The organism is Pseudomonas chlororaphis subsp. piscium (genome assembly GCF_003850345.1).
GTDB lineage: Bacteria > Pseudomonadota > Gammaproteobacteria > Pseudomonadales > Pseudomonadaceae > Aquipseudomonas > Aquipseudomonas piscium.
Window position 1 is genome coordinate 1,644,381 of record NZ_CP027707.1, and the last position, 16,883, is coordinate 1,661,263.

The window sequence follows — 16,883 nt, forward strand, 5'->3', positions numbered from 1 at the left end:
AATCGCTGCGTCTCACGATAAGCGTCGTCGGGGCCCAGAACAATACCAATAAAACCAAGGTGGAGATTTGCCATGAGTGCGCCCGACACGCTCGCCGCCAGCAAGGCCAAAGGCCGCGCCGGCCCCTTCGACTGGTACCGCGACATCAACCAGCAGGAACGCCGCACGTTCTGGAGCTGCAAGGCCGGTTACGGCCTGGATGGCATGGACACCCAGATGCTCAGCTTCGTCATCCCGACCCTGATTGCGCTGTGGGGCATCAGTTCCGCCGAGGCCGGCCTGATCCACACCAGCACCTTGCTGGCCTCCGCCCTGGGCGGCTGGATCGCCGGCATCCTGTCCGATCGCATCGGCCGGGTGCGCACCCTGCAACTCACTGTGCTCTGGTTCGCCTTCTTCACCTTCCTCTGTGGCCTGGCGCAGAGCTACGAGCAACTGCTGATCGCCCGGACCCTGATGGGCTTCGGTTTCGGCGGCGAATGGACCGCCGGTGCGGTGCTGATCGGCGAAGTGATCCGCGCGGAAAACCGCGGCAAGGCGGTGGGCATGGTGCAGTCCGGCTGGGCCTTGGGCTGGGGCATCACGGCACTGCTATATGCGCTGATGTATTCCCTGCTGCCGCCGGAAGACGCCTGGCGCGCCTTGTTCCTGCTGGGCATCCTGCCGGCGATCTTCGTGATCTTCGTGCGTCGCCTGGTCAAGGACCCGGAGGTCTATCGGCAAACCCGGGCCCGGGAAGTGCCTGACAACCCCTCGCGCTTCTACGAGATTTTCGCCCCTGGCATTCTCAGCACTACCCTGCGCGCATCGCTGCTCGCGGCCGGCGCCCAGGGCGGCTACTACGCCATCACGTTCTGGCTGCCGACCTTCCTCAAGACCGAACGGGGTTTGAGTGTGCTGAGCACCGGTGGCTACCTGGCCATGGTGATCTTCGGTTCCTATGTGGGCTATGTGATCAGCGCCTATCTGACCGATATTCTCGGGCGCAAGAAGAACTTCGTCCTGTTCGCCGCTGGCTCCTTCACCATCGTCCTGCTGTACACGCAAATGCCGGTGAGCAACGCGGTGATGCTCTGGCTGGGTTTCCCCCTGGGCTTCTTCGCCTCGGGGATCTTCAGTGGCATGGGCGCCTTCCTGACCGAGCTGTTCCCCACGCGGATCCGCGGTTCGGGCCAGGGCTTCTGCTACAACAGCGGCCGGGCGCTGGCGGCATTGTTCCCGCTGCTGATCGGCCTGCTCAGCCAGCACATTCCGCTGGGCGCGGCCATCGGCACCTTCGCTGCGGTGTCCTACGGCATCGTGATCCTGGCGGCCCTGAGCCTGCCGGAAACCCGTGGCAAGCAACTCGAAGCGCGCTAACTGATAATCTGTGGGCATCCCACCACGATCCCCGCAGCCAAAACGACAACCGCTACAGGAGCACTGACCGTGAGCCGCCTGTTATTGAATTGCGACATCGGCGAAAGCTTTGGCAACTGGACCATGGGCCTGGATGCCGAGGTGATGCCGTTCATCGATTGCGCCAACATCGCCTGCGGTTTCCACGCCGGCGACCCGAGCATCATGCGCAAGACCGTCAGCCTGGCCCTGGCCAATGGCGTGCGCATCGGCGCGCATCCGGCCTACCAGGACCTGGCCGGTTTCGGCCGCCGCTCCATGGCCTACGGCGCCCAGGAACTGCAGGACCTGCTGCATTACCAGATCGGTGCCCTCGACGGCATCTGCCGGGCCCAGGGCAGCCGGGTGAGCTACGTCAAACCCCATGGCGCCATGTACAACGACATGATGGCCAACCCGGCGCAGCTGCGCGCGGTGATCCAGGCGGTGGCCGCCTACGACCGGCAACTGCCGTTGATGCTGATGGCCACCCGGGACAACAGCGCGGCCCAGGCCCTGGGCGACGAGTTCGGCGTGACCCTGTGGTTCGAAGCCTTCGCCGACCGCGCCTACGACAACGCCGGCCATCTGGTTTCGCGGCAACTGCCGGGAGCCGTGCATCACGACCCGGAAAAGATCATTGCCCAGGCCCTGACCATCGCCCGTGGCGACGCGCTGCTGGCCAGCGACGGCAGCGCCCTGCACCTCAAGGCCAATACCCTGTGCGTGCACGGTGACAACGCCAGTTCGGTGGCCGCCGTGCAGCGTATCCGCGTGGCCCTTCAGCAGTTGCCAGCATGAAAATACGCATTGAAGTGGTGGCCATCGACTGCCTGATGGTGCGCCTGTTCGATGCCATCGCCGAGGCCAACATGCCGTGGATGCTTGCTGCCAGCGAGCGCCTGAGGGCGGCCTTCGGCGAGCGGTTGATCGATCTGGTGCCGTCCTACACCACGCTGATGGTGCACTACGACCTGCGAGCCCTGAGCCCGGCCCAGGCCCGGGAGCTGATTGATCTGGCGCTGACCGACCTGACTCCCGACTCGCGCAGCGGCGGCCAGCGCCATGTGCTGCCGGTCTGGTACGACCTCAGCGTCGGCCCGGAGCTGAGCCTGTTGTCGCGGCGCAGCGGCCTGTCGGTGAGCGAGGTGATTCGTTGCCACAGCGAGCGCGAGTACCAGGTGTTCGCCCTGGGGTTTGCGCCGGGTTTTGCCTTTATGGGGCTGGTGGACGAAGTGCTGGCCGCGCCGCGCCTGGATACGCCGCGCAAACGCGTGGCGGCCGGTAGTGTGGGCATTGCCGAGCGGCAGACCGCGGCTTACCCGGTGGTGTCGCCGGGGGGCTGGAACCTGATCGGGCGTACGCCGAGCCGGCTGTTCGATCGCGAGCGCGACGGCTACAGCCTGATGCAACCGGGCGACAGCGTGCGTTTCGCCGCGGTGGACCACGCCGAATTCATTCGCCTGGGTGGCGACGACAGGCCACTGGAGGTGCCGGAATGAGCCGCCTGACGATCGAAGCCAGCACGCCTTTGTGCCTGTTGCAGGACGCCGGCCGCTTTGGCGTGCGGCACCTGGGCGTGACCCAGGGCGGCGCGCTGGACTGGGTGTCGATGTCCTGGGCCAACTGGCTGCTGGGCAATGCCCTGGATGCGCCGGTGATCGAGATCACCCTTGGTGGTTTCAGCGTGGTGGCCGAGGAGCTGTGCCTGCTGGCGCTGGCGGGTGCCGACCTGGGGGCCTGTATCGACGAGCGTCCGCTCAGTCCGGGGCGCAGTTTTATCCTGCAAAAAGGCCAGCGGCTGCGTTTTACCCAGCCCTACCTGGGGGCACGGGCCTATCTGGCGGCGCCCGGTGGCTTCAACGCGCCGAAGGTGCTGGGCAGTTGCGCTAGCGTGGTCCGCGAGGAACTGGGCGGGCTCGACGGCTTTGGCCGGCCGCTGGCCGAGGGCGCGCGGCTGGAGTATTCCGGGGCAGGAGTGAACCTCAAGGAACTGTCGGGCAAGCAACTGCCGGACCTGCGATCGAAGGCGCCGCTGGAGGTGATTCTCGGGGCGCAGATCGGTCAGTTCAGCGGGCAGAGCCTGTTCGATGCCTTCAACAGCGCCTGGACCCTGGACAGCCGCGCCGACCGCATGGGCATGCGCCTGCTGGGGCCGCAGCTGCGTTATCAAGGGGCGCCGATGATCTCCGAGGGCATTCCCCTGGGGGCAATCCAGGTGCCGCCGGACGGCCAGCCGATCGTGCTGCTCAACGACCGGCAGACCATTGGCGGGTATCCGCGGCTGGGAGCCTTGACGCCCCTGGCGCTGGCGCGGCTGGCGCAATGCCTGCCGGGCAGCGAGGTACGCCTGACGCCGGTGGTGCAGGAGACGGCGTATCGGCAGCAGATCGAGTTTCTACGGCGGTTCGTGTAGGGCACAAAAAGCATCGCGGGCAAGCCTCGCTCCTACAGGTTGTTCGTCCATCTCGCGAACGACACATACCTGTAGGAGCGAGGCTTGCCCGCGATAGCGTCAGATCGGCCAACGCCAATCATTTGGAGAGAAACCGCATCCCTTCTTCCAGGCCGCGCAAGGTCAGCGGGTACATCTGGTCTTCGATCAGCTCGCGCACGATGTTGGTCGAGGCGGTGTAGCCCCAGGTGTCTTTCGGGTAGGGGTTGATCCAGATGAGCTTCTTGTACTTCTCCATGAAACGCTGCATCCACACGTAACCGGCTTCTTCGTTCCAGTGCTCGACGCTGCCGCCGGCCTGGGTGATTTCGTAAGGCGCCATGGCGGCGTCGCCGACGAAGATCACTTTGTAGTCGGCGCCGTACTTGTGCAGCACGTCCTGGGTCGAGGTGCGTTCCGAGCCGCGGCGCAGGTTGTTCTTCCACACCGACTCATAGATGAAGTTGTGGAAGTAGTAGTACTCCAGATGCTTGAACTCGGTCTTGCAGGCCGAGAACAGCTCCTCGCAGATCTTCACGTGGGCATCCATCGAGCCGCCGATATCGAACAGCAACAGCAGCTTGATGCTGTTGCGCCGCTCCGGGCGCATCTGGATGTTCAGCAGGCCGGCGTCGCGGGCGGTGTGATCGATGGTGCCATCGATATCCAGCTCGTCCGCCGCGCCCTGGCGGGCGAACTTGCGCAGGCGGCGCAGGGCCACCTTGATGTTGCGGGTGCCCAGTTCCACCGAGTCGTCGAGGTTCTTGTACTCGCGCTGGTCCCAGACCTTGACCGCCTTGCCCTGGCGTTTGCCGGCGTCGCCGACGCGGATGCCTTCCGGGTTGAAGCCGCCGGAGCCGAAGGGGCTGGTGCCGCCGGTGCCGATCCACTTGTTGCCGCCGGCGTGGCGTTCCTTCTGTTCTTCCAGGCGCTTCTTGAACTCTTCGATCAGCTTGTCCAGGCCGCCGAGGGACTGGATTTGCGCCCGTTCCTCATCGGTCAGCGAGCGCTCGAACTCCTTGCGCAACCAATCCTCGGGGATCAGCGCCTGCAGGTGGTCGTCGAGTTTTTCCAGGCCATTGAAGTAGGCGCCGAACGCGCGGTCGAACTTGTCGAAGTGCCGTTCGTCCTTCACCAGGATCGCCCGGGACAGGTAATAGAACTCGTCCATGTCGGCGAAGGTCACGCGCTGCTTGAGCGCGTTGATCAGGTCGAGCAGCTCGCGCACCGACACCGGAACCTTGGCGGCACGCATTTCATTGAACAGGTTGAGCAGCATGACAATGCCCTCTCAGCGGGTGCCGCGACGGCTCATGAAAGCCAGGCGTTCCAGCAGTTGTACGTCCTGCTCGTTCTTCACCAGGGCGCCGGCCAGCGGCGGGATGGCCTTGGTCGGATCGCGTTCGCGCAGCACCGCTTCGCCGATGTTGTCGGCCATCAGCAGCTTGAGCCAGTCCACCAGCTCGGAGGTCGAAGGCTTCTTCTTCAGGCCCGGCACCTTGCGCACGTCGAAGAACACGTCCAGCGCTTCGCTGACCAGATCCTTCTTGATGTCCGGGTAGTGCACGTCGACGATCTTCTGCAGGGTGGTGCGGTCGGGGAAGGCGATGTAGTGGAAGAAGCAGCGGCGCAGGAAGGCGTCCGGCAGCTCTTTCTCGTTGTTGGAGGTAATGATGATGATCGGGCGCTGCTTGGCCTTGATGGTCTCGTCGATTTCGTAGACGTAGAACTCCATCTTGTCGAGTTCCTGCAACAGGTCGTTGGGGAACTCGATGTCGGCCTTGTCGATTTCGTCGATCAGCAGGATCACCCGCTCCTCGGATTCGAAGGCCTCCCACAGCTTGCCCTTCTTCAGGTAGTTGCGGATGTCATGCACCTTGTCCACGCCCAGCTGCGAATCGCGCAGGCGGCTCACCGCGTCGTACTCGTACAGGCCCTGGTGGGCCTTGGTGGTGGACTTGATGTGCCAGGTGATCAGCTTGGCACCGAAGGACTCGGCCAGTTGCTCGGCGAGCATGGTCTTGCCGGTGCCCGGTTCGCCCTTGACCAGCAGCGGCCGCTCCAGGGTGATGGCGGCATTGACTGCCAGCTTCAGGTCATCGGTGGCGACGTACGCGCTGGTGCCTTCGAACTTCATCTGCAATTCCTCGAACGGTAACGCCGACGTGCATCGAGCAGGTCGGAAGAATAAAACACGATGGCCGACTATAGCGCGCCGCCCGGTCGACTGTGAACGCAGACGCCCCATTCAGTCTCTGAATGGGGCGTCACATGGTGACTCAGTCAGCGGATGGCTTGGGGCGCTCATACTGGGCGTTGAAGGCCTCGATGAAACCGTTGCGTAAAATCTGCAAAAAAGCCTGGAATGCGCTGACATCACGCTGATGTACGCTGCCTTTGAGTTCGACCCGGGTGGCGAACTGGTTTTTCCCCTGGTTTTTCAGCAGGGTTTCGCTGGCGCCCACCAGGGCTTCCCAGATCGAGCGGAATATCCCCTTGTCCTTGTTCTCGACATCCTGCTGCCAGTTGAACACATCGACATCGCGCAGCAGCGGCTTGATATAGCCGGTGAGTTGGCCCTTGTTGGCCTCGGCTTCGATCACCAGGTCACCGTGGCCGGCGTTGAAGTCGAATTTGCCATAGGCGGCGGCGAAGTCGTTCAAGCGCTTGAGTTCGACGTCCTGCACGCGCAGGCGGAACGCGAAGTCCTGGAAGTCGCTCAGCGGGTCGAAGGTGGCGTTGGTTTCCAGGGGCGCATCGCCCAGCAGCAGGGCCTTGCCTTCGAAGCGGGCGTCGCGTTTGCCTTGGGTATCGACCACGTTGGTCAGGTTGTAGGCGTTGGCGTTGACCTGGGTGGCGCTCATGTTCACCGGCGGTTTGGAGTTGAAGTTGCGGAAACTGATCTGGCCGTCGCGGACCTGTACTTCGTTGAGGGTGATGGGCAGCAGTTTGTTCAGTTGGGCCCGCCAGTCGGTGCCTTCGCCGGTTTGCGAGTTCTGTTGGTTGGCGCCGCCGTCGACGAAGTTGACCTGCGGCCCGACGAACTGCACTTCGGCCACCACCGCATGGTCGTACCACAGGGAGTGCCAGCTCACCGACAGATCGACCAGTGGTGCATTGACGAAGGGGACTGGCACCTTGCCGTCGACCTTGACGATTTTCAGGCCGTTGATCCGGTAGGCGCCACGCCACAGGGCCAGGTCGACGTCGGTGATCTGGCCGCGGTAGTCGCCCATGCTGGCGAGCCGCTCATTGAGATAGTCGCGCACCAGATAGGGCAGGGCGACGTGCAGGGCGGCCAGCAGCACCAGCACCCCGGCGAGGGTCCACAGGGGCCAACTGTAGCGACGTTTCATGGGCATGAATCTCCAGCCGTATGCCTTATAGCGATTGACTCCCCGGCAGCGCAGTCGTTCGTCCCGACTGGACGCTCATGGGTGCGAGGCATACCCTTGGAGACTTCCTTTCACGCTGTACAAGGACCCAGCCATGAGCCGCATTTTCGTCGACAACGCCCATTCCATTGGCAATACGCCGCTGGTGCAGATCAACCGCATCGCGCCCCGCGGCGTCACCATCCTGGCCAAGATCGAAGGGCGTAACCCAGGGTATTCGGTGAAGTGCCGGATCGGCGCGAACATGATCTGGGACGCGGAAAGCAGCGGCAAACTCAAGCCGGGCATGACCATCATCGAGCCGACCTCGGGTAACACCGGCATCGGCCTGGCGTTCGTCGCCGCGGCCCGTGGCTACAAGCTGGTCCTGACCATGCCGGCGTCGATGAGCATCGAGCGGCGCAAGGTGCTCAAGGCCCTGGGGGCCGAACTGGTGCTGACCGAGCCGGCCAAGGGCATGAAAGGGGCGATCGAGAAGGCCGCGCAAATCCTCGACAGCGACCCTGGCAAATACTTCATGCCGCAACAGTTCGATAACCCGGCCAACCCGGCGATCCACGAGAAAACCACCGGTCCGGAAATCTGGAATGACACCGATGGCGCCGTGGACGTGCTGGTGGCCGGCGTCGGCACCGGCGGCACCATCACCGGGGTTTCCCGCTACATCAAGAAGACCCAGGGTAAACCTATCCTGTCGGTGGCGGTGGAGCCGAGCGTCTCGCCGGTAATCACCCAGAAACTGGCCGGCGAAGAGATCAAGCCCAGCCCGCACAAGATCCAGGGCATCGGCGCCGGTTTTGTGCCGAGCAATCTCGACCTGTCGATGGTCGACCGGGTCGAGCTGGTGAGCGACGAGGAATCCAAGGCCATGGCCCTGCGCCTGATGCAGGAGGAGGGGATCCTCTGTGGCATCTCCTGCGGCGCGGCGATGGCAGTGGCGGTACGCCTGGCGGAAACCCCCGAGATGCAGGGCAAGACCATAGTGGTGGTGCTGCCGGATTCGGGTGAGCGTTATCTGTCGAGCATGCTGTTCAGCGACCTGTTCACCGAGCAGGAGAATCAGCAGTAAGACACAAGGAAAGGTGATCGCCGGAGCCGGCTTGCCGGCGATCGAAGGTACGGCGGCTGCCGCGTGCAGGGCACAGTGCAATTGTGCTGACCTGCATCAGCTGGCGTTCAGCTGGCGTGTGTTAATCAGCGTTTTATTGCACGACTGTTAACACTGAATGTTGGTTTGTGCGGGTTTTTCCAGGGGCCAGGAGTGTTTATCATGGCAGGCTGCCATGCCGGATGAATGCTGCCCCGCTGGTCATTATTTCAAGGAGATATTGCATGAGCCTTTCGTTTGCCGCCAAGTCCGCGGTGTTGCTGCTATTCATCGGCAGTACTCTCTACGTGCATTTACGCGGCAAGGCTCGACTGCCGGTGCTGCGTCAGTTCGTCAACCATTCGGCGCTATTCGCTCCTTATAACGCCTTGATGTACCTGTTTTCCGGCGTGCCTTCCAAGCCCTACCTGGACCGCAGCAAGTTCCCCGAGCTGGATGTGCTCAAGGACAACTGGGAAGTGATCCGCGACGAAGCCATGCACCTGTTCGACGAGGGTTACATCCGCGCCGCCGAGAAGAACAACGACGCCGGTTTCGGTTCGTTCTTCAAGAAGGGCTGGAAGCGTTTCTACCTCAAGTGGTACGACAAGCCGCTGCCATCGGCCGAATTGCTGTGCCCGAAGACCGTTGAACTGGTCAGCCGCATTCCCAACGTCAAGGGCGCGATGTTCGCCCTGCTGCCCGGTGGCAGCCACCTGAACCCGCACCGCGATCCGTTCGCCGGTTCCCTGCGTTATCACCTGGGCCTGTCCACGCCGAACTCCGACGATTGCCGGATTTTCGTCGACGGCCAGGTCTATGCCTGGCGCGATGGCGAAGACGTGATGTTCGACGAGACCTACGTGCACTGGGTGAAAAACGAAACCGACAAGACCCGGGTCATCCTGTTCTGCGACATCGAGCGTCCGCTGAGCAACCCGCTGATGACGCGTATCAACCGCTGGATCAGCGCCTGGCTGGGGCGTGCCACCGCGCCGCAGAACCTCGACGACGAGCGCGTCGGCGGGATCAACCAGGCCTATGCCTGGAGCAAGCGTTTCAGCGACCGCATCAGCGGCGTGGTCAAGCAATGGAAGCGCCGCAATCCGAAGCTTTACCGCGTCATGCGCCCGGTGCTGGCGGTGGTGGTCCTGACCGCCCTGGGCTACTGGCTGTTCGGATAAGGCGTTGCAATGAATATCGGGCGCTGGTTATAGTCGGCGCCCGGTGTATCAGAAGATTCACCTTCCTCTTCAGAAAGATCAGCACATGCCTCATTCCCTCATCAACGCGGTAGTCGATTCAGCGGTCAACGCTGGCGTCGTGCCGTGCGGGAACCAGCAGCCTGTGCAGATCAGTCATTACCCCCCACCTGTCAGTAGCACGCCGGTGTGCGCCGTCGTATCACCGCCAGGCGTTGTCGTACGGGGCTGATCAGCAATCTCTGCTGTTGCCCGTGCCCGCCAGAAAAAACTACTGAATTTCAGCCTCGGCTGAGTTGGCTATTTGCCTGATTACAGGTGGTATTCATGTTGTTCATATCGAAAAAGTCCGCGCTTGCGGCGGCTTCCACGAGCCTGTTCGTCCTGCTCTGGAGCAGTGGCGCGATCTTCTCCAAATGGGGCCTGGCCCATGCCTCGCCCTTTGCCTTCCTGTTGTTTCGTTTCGCCATCGCCCTGTGCGGGCTGGTGCTGTTGATTCCCCTGCTCAAGCTGCGGTTGCCCCGCGGGCGCAAGCCGATGCTGTACGCGGTGGCCACCGGGCTGGTGTTGCTGGGGGCGTACCAGATCTTCTACCTGCTGGCCCTGGACCTGAAGGTCACCCCCGGGGTGATGGCCACCATCATGGGGGTGCAGCCGATCCTCACCGTGGTGATCATGGAGCGTCAGCGTTCCTGGAGCCGGATGTTCGGCCTGGCGCTGGGCCTGGCCGGGTTGATCATGGTGGTGTACCAGGGCATCGGCCTGGCCGGCATGTCGCTGGCCGGGATGCTCTTCGGCCTGTTGGCCCTGGTGAGCATGACCCTGGGCTCGATCATGCAGAAGCGCATCAGCGACAACCCGCTGGGCACCCTGCCGGTGCAATACCTGGCCGGGCTGTTGCTGTGCGCGCTGTTTGTGCCGTTCCAGCCGTTTCACTTCGAGCACAGCGTCGGCTTTATCGTCCCGGCGCTGTGGATGGGGCTGGTGGTCTCGGTGCTGGCGACCTTGCTGCTGTACCGGCTGATCGCTCGCGGCAATCTGGTGAATGTCACCAGCCTGTTCTATCTGGTGCCGGCGGTGACGGCCGTGATGGACTACCTGTTCTTCGGTAATCGGCTGGCGCCGCTGAGCGTGCTCGGCATGCTGTTGATCATCGTCGGGCTGGTGTTCGTGTTCCGCAAAAACAGCTGATTCATGAGGAGCGGGCGCTGCGCCTTTTTTTGTTCGGGGCGCCCCTCTTCAGATTGGCCAGGACTGGCCGATAGAGGTGATGGCTCATTGCCATTAAAATTGATTCGCTTTTACCTTATTTGTTGCAGCTTTGGGAATAGGAAAAACCTTAAAAATTAAAGATTACTTCTACACTGACGACATACTCTTCAGGCCCAATGGAGATAGTCAGAATGAGTAGCAAGCTGGTTTTGGCAGGTGTCGGCATGTTTCTAGGCTTGAGTGGAATCTGTTCCGCAGCCCCTCAAAGCATTCAGGGAACGATTTATTTTCACGGCAGCATCGTCGAGGAACCTTGCACGCCAAGCTCGACTGCCAATGGCGGGGCCGTATTGAGCCTGCGCCAGTGCCCACAACTGTCGCGGAGTAACGACATCCGGGTGCAGGGTGTCGGTCCGTCAAGCACGGTGACGGCCGTCGGCCAGTCGCCGGTCAACGTCAAGCTGGTGACGGACAGCGGCAAAGAGGGGCGCTACTACGATCAGCAATATGCGCTGGTCGATGGGGCGGGCAAACCGGTGAACTCGGGGACCTACCTGATTACCCTGACGTCGCCATGACACAGGTATAGGTCAATACCCGGCGCTAGCGTGCCGGGTATTGAATGGCAGTCACGGATGCCCCCGTTGCTGCTGGAGGCATGCCCTGACCAAGGGCTAAAAAAAGACCGGCAAGTGCACCTTGCCGGTCAATCCACAACACGCAGCGACGGGGCCGCCACTGCGTGATCAGTACAGGGTCAGAAGCGGTAGCTGGCGTTCAGGCGCAGGCCGTGTTCGCTGGCACCGCTGCCCAGTTGCCCGCTGTAGGCGGCGCCCAGGCTCAGCTCGGGAGTCACCCGGGTTTCCACCCCAGCTTCGACGACCGCGCTGTTGCGCGAGTAAGCCGCGCCTTCGGTGCGGAACGCATCGCTGCCGTCGAAACGGTAGGTGTTGGACGGCGTGTTGCTGCCCAGGGCGTGTTTCCAGCCGGCGCTGCCGTACAGGGTGAGCAACTTGCCGTTGTCCAGCTGCTTGTCGGCGCTGGCGCGCAGGCCCAGGGTGGAGAACGTCTGCTCGTCCGACGCGTGCTTGGCGCGCAGGGCCGCCGGGCCGCCACGTTCCTTGAAGCCTTCGCTCTTGACCTGCACATAGGCCAGGTTGGCGAAGGGTTCCAGCTGTACCGAAGGGCTGAGGTCGAAGCGCCGGCCCAGTTCGCCGAAGGCTTGCAGGGTATTGGCGTCATGCTTGGACTTCAGGTGGTCGCTGTAGCCGGCGAAGTTCACCGAACGCTTGGCGTCGATCCGGCTCCAGGTGTAGGCCATGCCGCCACGCAGGTCGAAGCCGCCGGCCTGTGCCCCGCCATAGACACCCAGGTGGATGTTGTCGTTGTCGCTCGAGGAGTCGCGTGACGCGCTCTTGAGTTCGGTACGGCTGTAGCCGGTCAGCACGCCGACATGGCCGCTGTCACCGACCGCGGTATCGACACCGGTGAGCAAGCCCTTGGTGTCGCTGCGCAGGGTGGCGGTATTGGTGTCGCCCTTGACCTCGCCCCAGTTGCCCAGTGTGGTGATCCACGGAGTCAGGCCGGAGTGCGCGTCGCTCGCGCTGTCACCCGCCTGGGCGGCAGTCGCCGAGCGCAGGCGGTTGTTCGTCGCGTCGCGAACCAGGCGGCTGTCCTGGATCAGCGCCGAACGGCTGGAGTTGTGGAACTCGCCGGACAGTTGATCGAAGGCATCCCGTGCCTGGTGGTCATCGGGCAGATAGGCGATGGCCTCGAACAGCTTGTTGTGCACCGGTGGCGTCAGCGCCGGCACGGCCGCGCCTTTCAGGCTTTGGGCCGCGGTGGCCGTGGCCCGCTGGTTGCGGGTGAAGGCGGCTTCCTGGAACAGGCGCGTCTGCTGCACATCCAGGTAGGCGTTGTGGCTGTCGTAGTTGTCCACCAGGTCATAGAAGGTCGATACCCAGGTATCGCCCGTCAGCTGGTAACGACCGCTCAGGCCCTGCTGGGTCGCAAGCACCAGGTAACGACGGTCCAGCTCGTAGCGTTTGCTGTCGAGTTTGTCCGCCTTGATGATGCTGCCGTCCTCGAGCCGCGCGGCGCCGTTCACCAGCAGCCGGTCGTTGGCCCCGGTGCTCAGCAGCTCGGCATGGAAGGTCGAACCGCTGTGCTGGTCGAGATCGCCGGTCAGGCTCAGGGTGCCGATGGAGTTGCCGGGGGCGATGGTCGCGCCTTTGTGCAGGGTGACGTTGCCGACCTGGCCGTTGCCGGCCAGGGTCGCGCCGTCATGCACTTCGGTCGAGCCGCCGAGCTTGCCGTTGACGGCGAGCATGCCCGAATCGACATAGCTGCGGCCGTGGAAAGCGGAGCTGTCGCCGCTCAGCTCGGTGCGCCCGGCACCGCGCTTATAGAGGGTACCGGTGCCGGAGAGGGCGCCGCCGAAGGTGTAGCCGTTGGCGCGGTTGAATACCAGGCTGCCGGGGGCGTCGATCTGCACGTCGCCGAGGATCGAGCCGCTGTTGCCGCCGTTCGCGCCGGCACCCAGTTGCAGGGTGCCGTTGCTGATCAGCGTGCCGCCCTTGTAGGTGTTTTTGCCGGTGAGCAGGGTGCTGCCCGTGCCGCGCTGCTCGACCGAGCCGCTGCCATGGATGACGTGGTCGTACTGGTACTGGTTGTTGCGATCGAACACCACCTGGCCATCGTTGCTGATGTCGCTGAGCACTTCGCCTTGGCTGCCATTGAAGGCACCGATGTGCAGGCTGGCGTTCTTGTCGACCTGCACTTGCCCGGCCATGCGGTTGTTCAGCAGCAGTTCGCCGCCCTTGACCCGCAACTGGCCGGTGAAGTGGCTGGAGTCACCGTTGAACACAGTCTGCCCGGCGATGTGATTGATGCGGCCCTGACCTTCGAAGCCGGCATCGAACTGGTAGTCGCGGTCGCTATGGTTGAACTGGACCAGGCCCTGACCTTCGCCGAAGACCACGCGTTTGGCTTCCAGCCGGCCTGCGCCCTTGGCGTCGGCGGCCTTGTCACTGGTCGCTCCCACATAAAGCGTCGCGTTGGAGCTGCTGTCGGCGGCGATCCGCAAGGTGCCACCGCCGACTTTGGCCACGCCCTGGTTGGCGAGCACCAGGCTGGCGTTGCCGCCCTGGCCCAGGATCATGTCGCCGAGGGTTTCCCACAGGCTGCCTGCGCCATCGACGCTGGCGCTGCCACTGGCGCCCTGGTTGGCACCGATGACGCCGTCCTGACTCTCTACCTGACCGCCATTCTTGATCTCCAGGGCACCGTTGCCGGCGCCGCCGACGATCAGGGTCTTGTCGGTGGACAGTGTGCTGTTGTCGACGCTGACCGAACCATTCGAACCTTTTTGTGCGCCGAGAACGGTGCTGCCACCGTTCTGCACCTTGGCGCCGTTGGTGAGCAGCAGCGAGCCGTTGCCGGCCTGGCCCACGATCATATCGCCGAGGGTCTTCCACAGGCTGTCCGCGCCATCGAGGCTGGCGCTGCCATTGGCGCCCAGGTCGGCGGCGATGATGCTGTCCTGGCTGTTGACCTGACCACCGTTCTTGACCTGCAGGGTGCCGTTGCCGGCGCCACCGACGATCAGGGTCTTGTCGGTGGACAGGGTGCTGTTGTCGACGCCGACTGTGCCGCTGCCTCCTCTGAGCGCACCGACGACGGTGTTGCCACCGTTCTGCACCTTGGCGCCATTGGTGAGCAGCAGCGAGCCGTTGCCCGACTGGCCGACGATCATGTCGCCCAGGGTCTTCCACAGGCTGTCCGCGCCATCGAGGCTGGCGCTGCCATTGGCGCCCAGGTCGGCGGCGATGATGCTGTCCTGGCTGTTGACCTGGCCACCATTCTTGACCTGCAGGGTGCCGTTGCCGGCGCCGCCGACCACCAGACGCTTGTCGCTGGTCAGCATTGACCCGCTGTCGACACTGAGGATGCCGGATGCGCCGCGGTCCGCGCCGATCAGGGTGTCGCCCTGGGAGCGGGCCTTGGCGCCGCCTTTGAGGGTCAGGTCGGCGGAGCCGCCTTTGCCGACGATCAGGTCGCCGCCGGTGTTCAAGGTCGCGCCGTTGTTGAAGGTGGCCTTGCCCGTGGCGCCCTGTACGGTGCCCAGGGTGAAGCTGTCACCGACGTTCAGCTTGCCGCTGCCGCCGACATTCAACTGGCCCAGGCCGTTGTTGGCGGTGCCAACGTTCAGGCTACCGACCGTTCGCGCACTGTCCAGTTGCGCGACCTGGTTGTTGCGTCCGGCGAGGGGGAGATCGATGTTGACCGCCTCATTGCTGGCGGGAGCGCCGTTGCTCCAGTTGCCGCTGTTTTCCCAGGCGTTGCTGTCGTCGACGCGGTAGGCATTGCCTTCTTCGTCATAGACAAAGTGATGGGCGTCTCCGGTCCAGTTCGTGGTGGCGAGTACGGCCGGGGCGAAGGTGCTCAACGCCAGTGCGACGGCGAGCGCGGTGCTGGAGGGTCTGAAACTGTGGGGTGTCATGGTCTTCTTTTCCAAGGCGGTGCCTGTGTGGTCGGAGGGGTAGAAATGGCGTCGAGTGCGCTAGGGATCAGCGGCGCGCGCCGAGGGTTAAAGCGTTCGATGGCTGCCCGCAGGCGCGAGGCGCTTCCTGATCGGGAGCGGAGTTTTTGGGCTATGAAGTGCAATAGGGCCGCTGCTGTAACAGCGCGACCTGAGTGATCTGTTCATAGGTATTGAAGGGCTGATCAAGTTGTCCGGAAAGTTGCGAGAGGGCCGGTAACTTAATAAAGAAGAAGGCGGGAATATACGTGGGGAGAGAGGTCGAGAACTTTTTTGAAATTTTTCAGAAATATCTTTGTGGTGATCGAGAATAATCTTTGTTAGTTGTGGTTAGTTCTTTGCTGTTATCAGCTGACCTCTCTGGTGCAGGCTTTTTAGCGAATTATGTTTAAGTTTTATGGGGGTTGGTCGAGGGGGCGTAAAAGAAGGTTGTGAAAATAAAGACGGCGAGGGGAATGTTTTTTGTTTTTTGGAGGGAGGATTTTATTGGGGGAGTGGTATTTGTTCTTTTTGAAGAGGGCGACAATTTTATTGTTTCTAAGTTGTTTTGCCGAAGTGCGAAAGTTAGGTCGTCCGATATGCAGTTCGGCTACCGCCCCAGCCTGATCGAGACTGCCGGGCAAGTAGCGAGCGCGCCCATGTTTCAGGACCGCTCGCAATGCCGAGTGAATCGACGCGATCAGCGATCCGCCAGTTCCTGGGGCGAGGCGACCCGCGCCCCCGGCTTGAGTACCAGCCACAAGGCCGCGGCGATCAGCACGCCGCCATACAGGTGGGCCATGGACAGCGGCTCGTCCAGCAGCAATGCGCCCCACAGCACCCCGAACGGCGGGATCATGAAGGTCACGGTCATGGACTTGACCGGGCCGATAGAGCTCAGCAGGCGGAAATACAGGATGTAGGCAAAGGCGGTGCAGGCCAGGCCCAGGCCCAGCAACGACAGCCAGACGCTCCAGCCGCCCCAGCTGGCGGGCGGCTGGCTGATGGCGCTGTAGGTGAAGACCGGCAGCAGGAACAGGCTGGCGCCGAGCATGCTGCCCAGGGCCGAGAGGCGACTGTCGAGGCCGCCGGCCTGGTCCAGCCAGCGCCGCGCGAGGAAACCGGCAAAACCGTAGCAGGTGGTGGCGAGCAGGCAGGCCAGCGCGCCCAGCAGCAGTTCCAGGTCGAATGCCATGGGGCCGGCGCGGGTCAGGATGCCCACGCCGAACAGGCCCAGGCTGACCCCGGCGATTTTTGTCGGGGTCAGTTTCTCGTGGAAGAACAGCCCGCCGATCAGCACGCCCATCAAGGGTGTGGTGGCATTGAAGATTGCCGAATAGCCGGCCGGCAACACCAGGGCCGCCACCGAATACATGGTGGCGGGGATACCGGAGTTGATCACGCCGAGCAGCAGCACGGTCTTGAACTTGCCCTGGAAGTCCCAGCTGATGCGCATCAGCGCGAGGATTACCAGCAGGCCGGTGGCGGCAATGGAGACACGAAAGAATGCCGTGGGAATGCTGCCGATCACTGGAGCGATGATGCGCATGAACAGAAAACTCGCGCCCCAGATCGCGGCCAGGGACAACAAACGCAGGGTATCGACAAGTCTCACGGCGCAACTCCTTTGATGGCCCTTGCAACGGCCCTTTTTTCG

The 16,883-nt window shown here is 63.0% G+C and carries 13 protein-coding genes; 8 read left to right on the forward strand and 5 right to left on the reverse strand.

Annotated features, from left to right (window positions below):
• Nucleotides 1-72: 72 nt before the first annotated feature.
• From C4K38_RS07545 to C4K38_RS07560, 4 genes are all read left to right on the forward strand, one after another.
• On the forward strand, nucleotides 73-1,359 hold the full coding sequence (locus C4K38_RS07545) for an MFS transporter (protein ID WP_053277852.1): 1,287 nt from the start codon (nucleotides 73-75) through the stop codon (nucleotides 1,357-1,359).
• Between the two features lie 69 nt (nucleotides 1,360-1,428).
• A complete protein-coding gene (locus C4K38_RS07550) occupies nucleotides 1,429-2,178 on the forward strand; it encodes a 5-oxoprolinase subunit PxpA (RefSeq protein WP_053277853.1) in 750 nt (249 codons plus the stop codon).
• Complete coding sequence (locus C4K38_RS07555; protein WP_053277854.1) at nucleotides 2,175-2,879, forward strand: 5-oxoprolinase subunit B family protein; 705 nt, start codon at nucleotides 2,175-2,177, stop codon at nucleotides 2,877-2,879. The genes C4K38_RS07550 and C4K38_RS07555 overlap by 4 nt, the downstream gene beginning before the upstream one ends.
• Nucleotides 2,876-3,793 (forward strand): 5-oxoprolinase subunit C family protein, encoded by a 918-nt coding sequence (locus C4K38_RS07560; RefSeq protein WP_053277855.1) that lies wholly within the window; start codon nucleotides 2,876-2,878, stop codon nucleotides 3,791-3,793. Before C4K38_RS07555 ends, C4K38_RS07560 begins: the two co-directional genes overlap by 4 nt.
• A 118-nt stretch (nucleotides 3,794-3,911) precedes the next feature.
• Here C4K38_RS07560 and C4K38_RS07565 read toward each other — a convergent pair whose 3' ends face one another.
• The 3 genes from C4K38_RS07565 to C4K38_RS07575 form a co-directional block, all read right to left on the reverse strand.
• Complete coding sequence (locus C4K38_RS07565) at nucleotides 3,912-5,090, reverse strand: vWA domain-containing protein (RefSeq protein ID WP_009042629.1); 1,179 nt, start codon at nucleotides 5,088-5,090, stop codon at nucleotides 3,912-3,914.
• Nucleotides 5,091-5,102: 12 nt separating this feature from the next.
• Entirely contained in the window at nucleotides 5,103-5,948 is an 846-nt protein-coding gene (locus tag C4K38_RS07570; protein ID WP_016705272.1) for an AAA family ATPase, read from the reverse strand.
• Between the two features lie 142 nt (nucleotides 5,949-6,090).
• On the reverse strand, nucleotides 6,091-7,167 hold the full coding sequence (locus tag C4K38_RS07575) for a DUF748 domain-containing protein (RefSeq protein WP_053277856.1): 1,077 nt from the start codon (nucleotides 7,165-7,167) through the stop codon (nucleotides 6,091-6,093).
• Between the two features lie 133 nt (nucleotides 7,168-7,300).
• Between C4K38_RS07575 and cysK the strand changes: the two genes are divergently transcribed.
• From cysK to C4K38_RS07595, 4 genes are all read left to right on the forward strand, one after another.
• Nucleotides 7,301-8,275, forward strand: a complete 975-nt coding sequence (gene cysK / locus C4K38_RS07580; protein ID WP_053277857.1) for a cysteine synthase A — start codon at nucleotides 7,301-7,303, stop codon at nucleotides 8,273-8,275.
• A gap of 263 nt (nucleotides 8,276-8,538) precedes the next feature.
• Complete coding sequence (locus C4K38_RS07585; protein ID WP_009042631.1) at nucleotides 8,539-9,477, forward strand: aspartyl/asparaginyl beta-hydroxylase domain-containing protein; 939 nt, start codon at nucleotides 8,539-8,541, stop codon at nucleotides 9,475-9,477.
• 345 nt (nucleotides 9,478-9,822) lie between these two features.
• Complete coding sequence (locus C4K38_RS07590) at nucleotides 9,823-10,686, forward strand: DMT family transporter (RefSeq protein WP_053277858.1); 864 nt, start codon at nucleotides 9,823-9,825, stop codon at nucleotides 10,684-10,686.
• A 212-nt stretch (nucleotides 10,687-10,898) separates the two neighbouring features.
• Complete coding sequence (locus C4K38_RS07595; protein WP_053277859.1) at nucleotides 10,899-11,285, forward strand: hypothetical protein; 387 nt, start codon at nucleotides 10,899-10,901, stop codon at nucleotides 11,283-11,285.
• 179 nt (nucleotides 11,286-11,464) lie between these two features.
• Here C4K38_RS07595 and C4K38_RS07600 read toward each other — a convergent pair whose 3' ends face one another.
• The gene (locus tag C4K38_RS07600; RefSeq protein WP_053278332.1) at nucleotides 11,465-15,208 is read right to left on the reverse strand and encodes an autotransporter domain-containing protein; all 3,744 of its coding nucleotides are present in this window, start codon (nucleotides 15,206-15,208) and stop codon (nucleotides 11,465-11,467) included.
• Nucleotides 15,209-15,926: 718 nt separating this feature from the next.
• Complete coding sequence (locus C4K38_RS07605) at nucleotides 15,927-16,841, reverse strand: DMT family transporter (RefSeq protein WP_053277860.1); 915 nt, start codon at nucleotides 16,839-16,841, stop codon at nucleotides 15,927-15,929.
• Nucleotides 16,842-16,883 lie beyond the last annotated feature (42 nt).

Bases quoted from the DNA above. Each gene is read 5' to 3' on its own strand.
- C4K38_RS07545 (WP_053277852.1), top strand. From the start codon at position 73: ATGAGTGCGCCCGACACGCTCGCCGCCAGCAAGGCCAAAGGCCGCGCC.
- C4K38_RS07555 (WP_053277854.1), top strand. From the start codon at position 2,175: ATGAAAATACGCATTGAAGTGGTGGCCATCGACTGCCTGATGGTGCGC.
- C4K38_RS07560 (WP_053277855.1), top strand. From the start codon at position 2,876: ATGAGCCGCCTGACGATCGAAGCCAGCACGCCTTTGTGCCTGTTGCAG.
- C4K38_RS07565 (WP_009042629.1), bottom strand. From the start codon at position 5,090: ATGCTGCTCAACCTGTTCAATGAAATGCGTGCCGCCAAGGTTCCGGTG.
- C4K38_RS07570 (WP_016705272.1), bottom strand. From the start codon at position 5,948: ATGAAGTTCGAAGGCACCAGCGCGTACGTCGCCACCGATGACCTGAAG.
- C4K38_RS07575 (WP_053277856.1), bottom strand. From the start codon at position 7,167: ATGAAACGTCGCTACAGTTGGCCCCTGTGGACCCTCGCCGGGGTGCTG.
- cysK (WP_053277857.1), top strand. From the start codon at position 7,301: ATGAGCCGCATTTTCGTCGACAACGCCCATTCCATTGGCAATACGCCG.
- C4K38_RS07585 (WP_009042631.1), top strand. From the start codon at position 8,539: ATGAGCCTTTCGTTTGCCGCCAAGTCCGCGGTGTTGCTGCTATTCATC.
- C4K38_RS07590 (WP_053277858.1), top strand. From the start codon at position 9,823: ATGTTGTTCATATCGAAAAAGTCCGCGCTTGCGGCGGCTTCCACGAGC.
- C4K38_RS07595 (WP_053277859.1), top strand. From the start codon at position 10,899: ATGAGTAGCAAGCTGGTTTTGGCAGGTGTCGGCATGTTTCTAGGCTTG.
- C4K38_RS07600 (WP_053278332.1), bottom strand. From the start codon at position 15,208: ATGACACCCCACAGTTTCAGACCCTCCAGCACCGCGCTCGCCGTCGCA.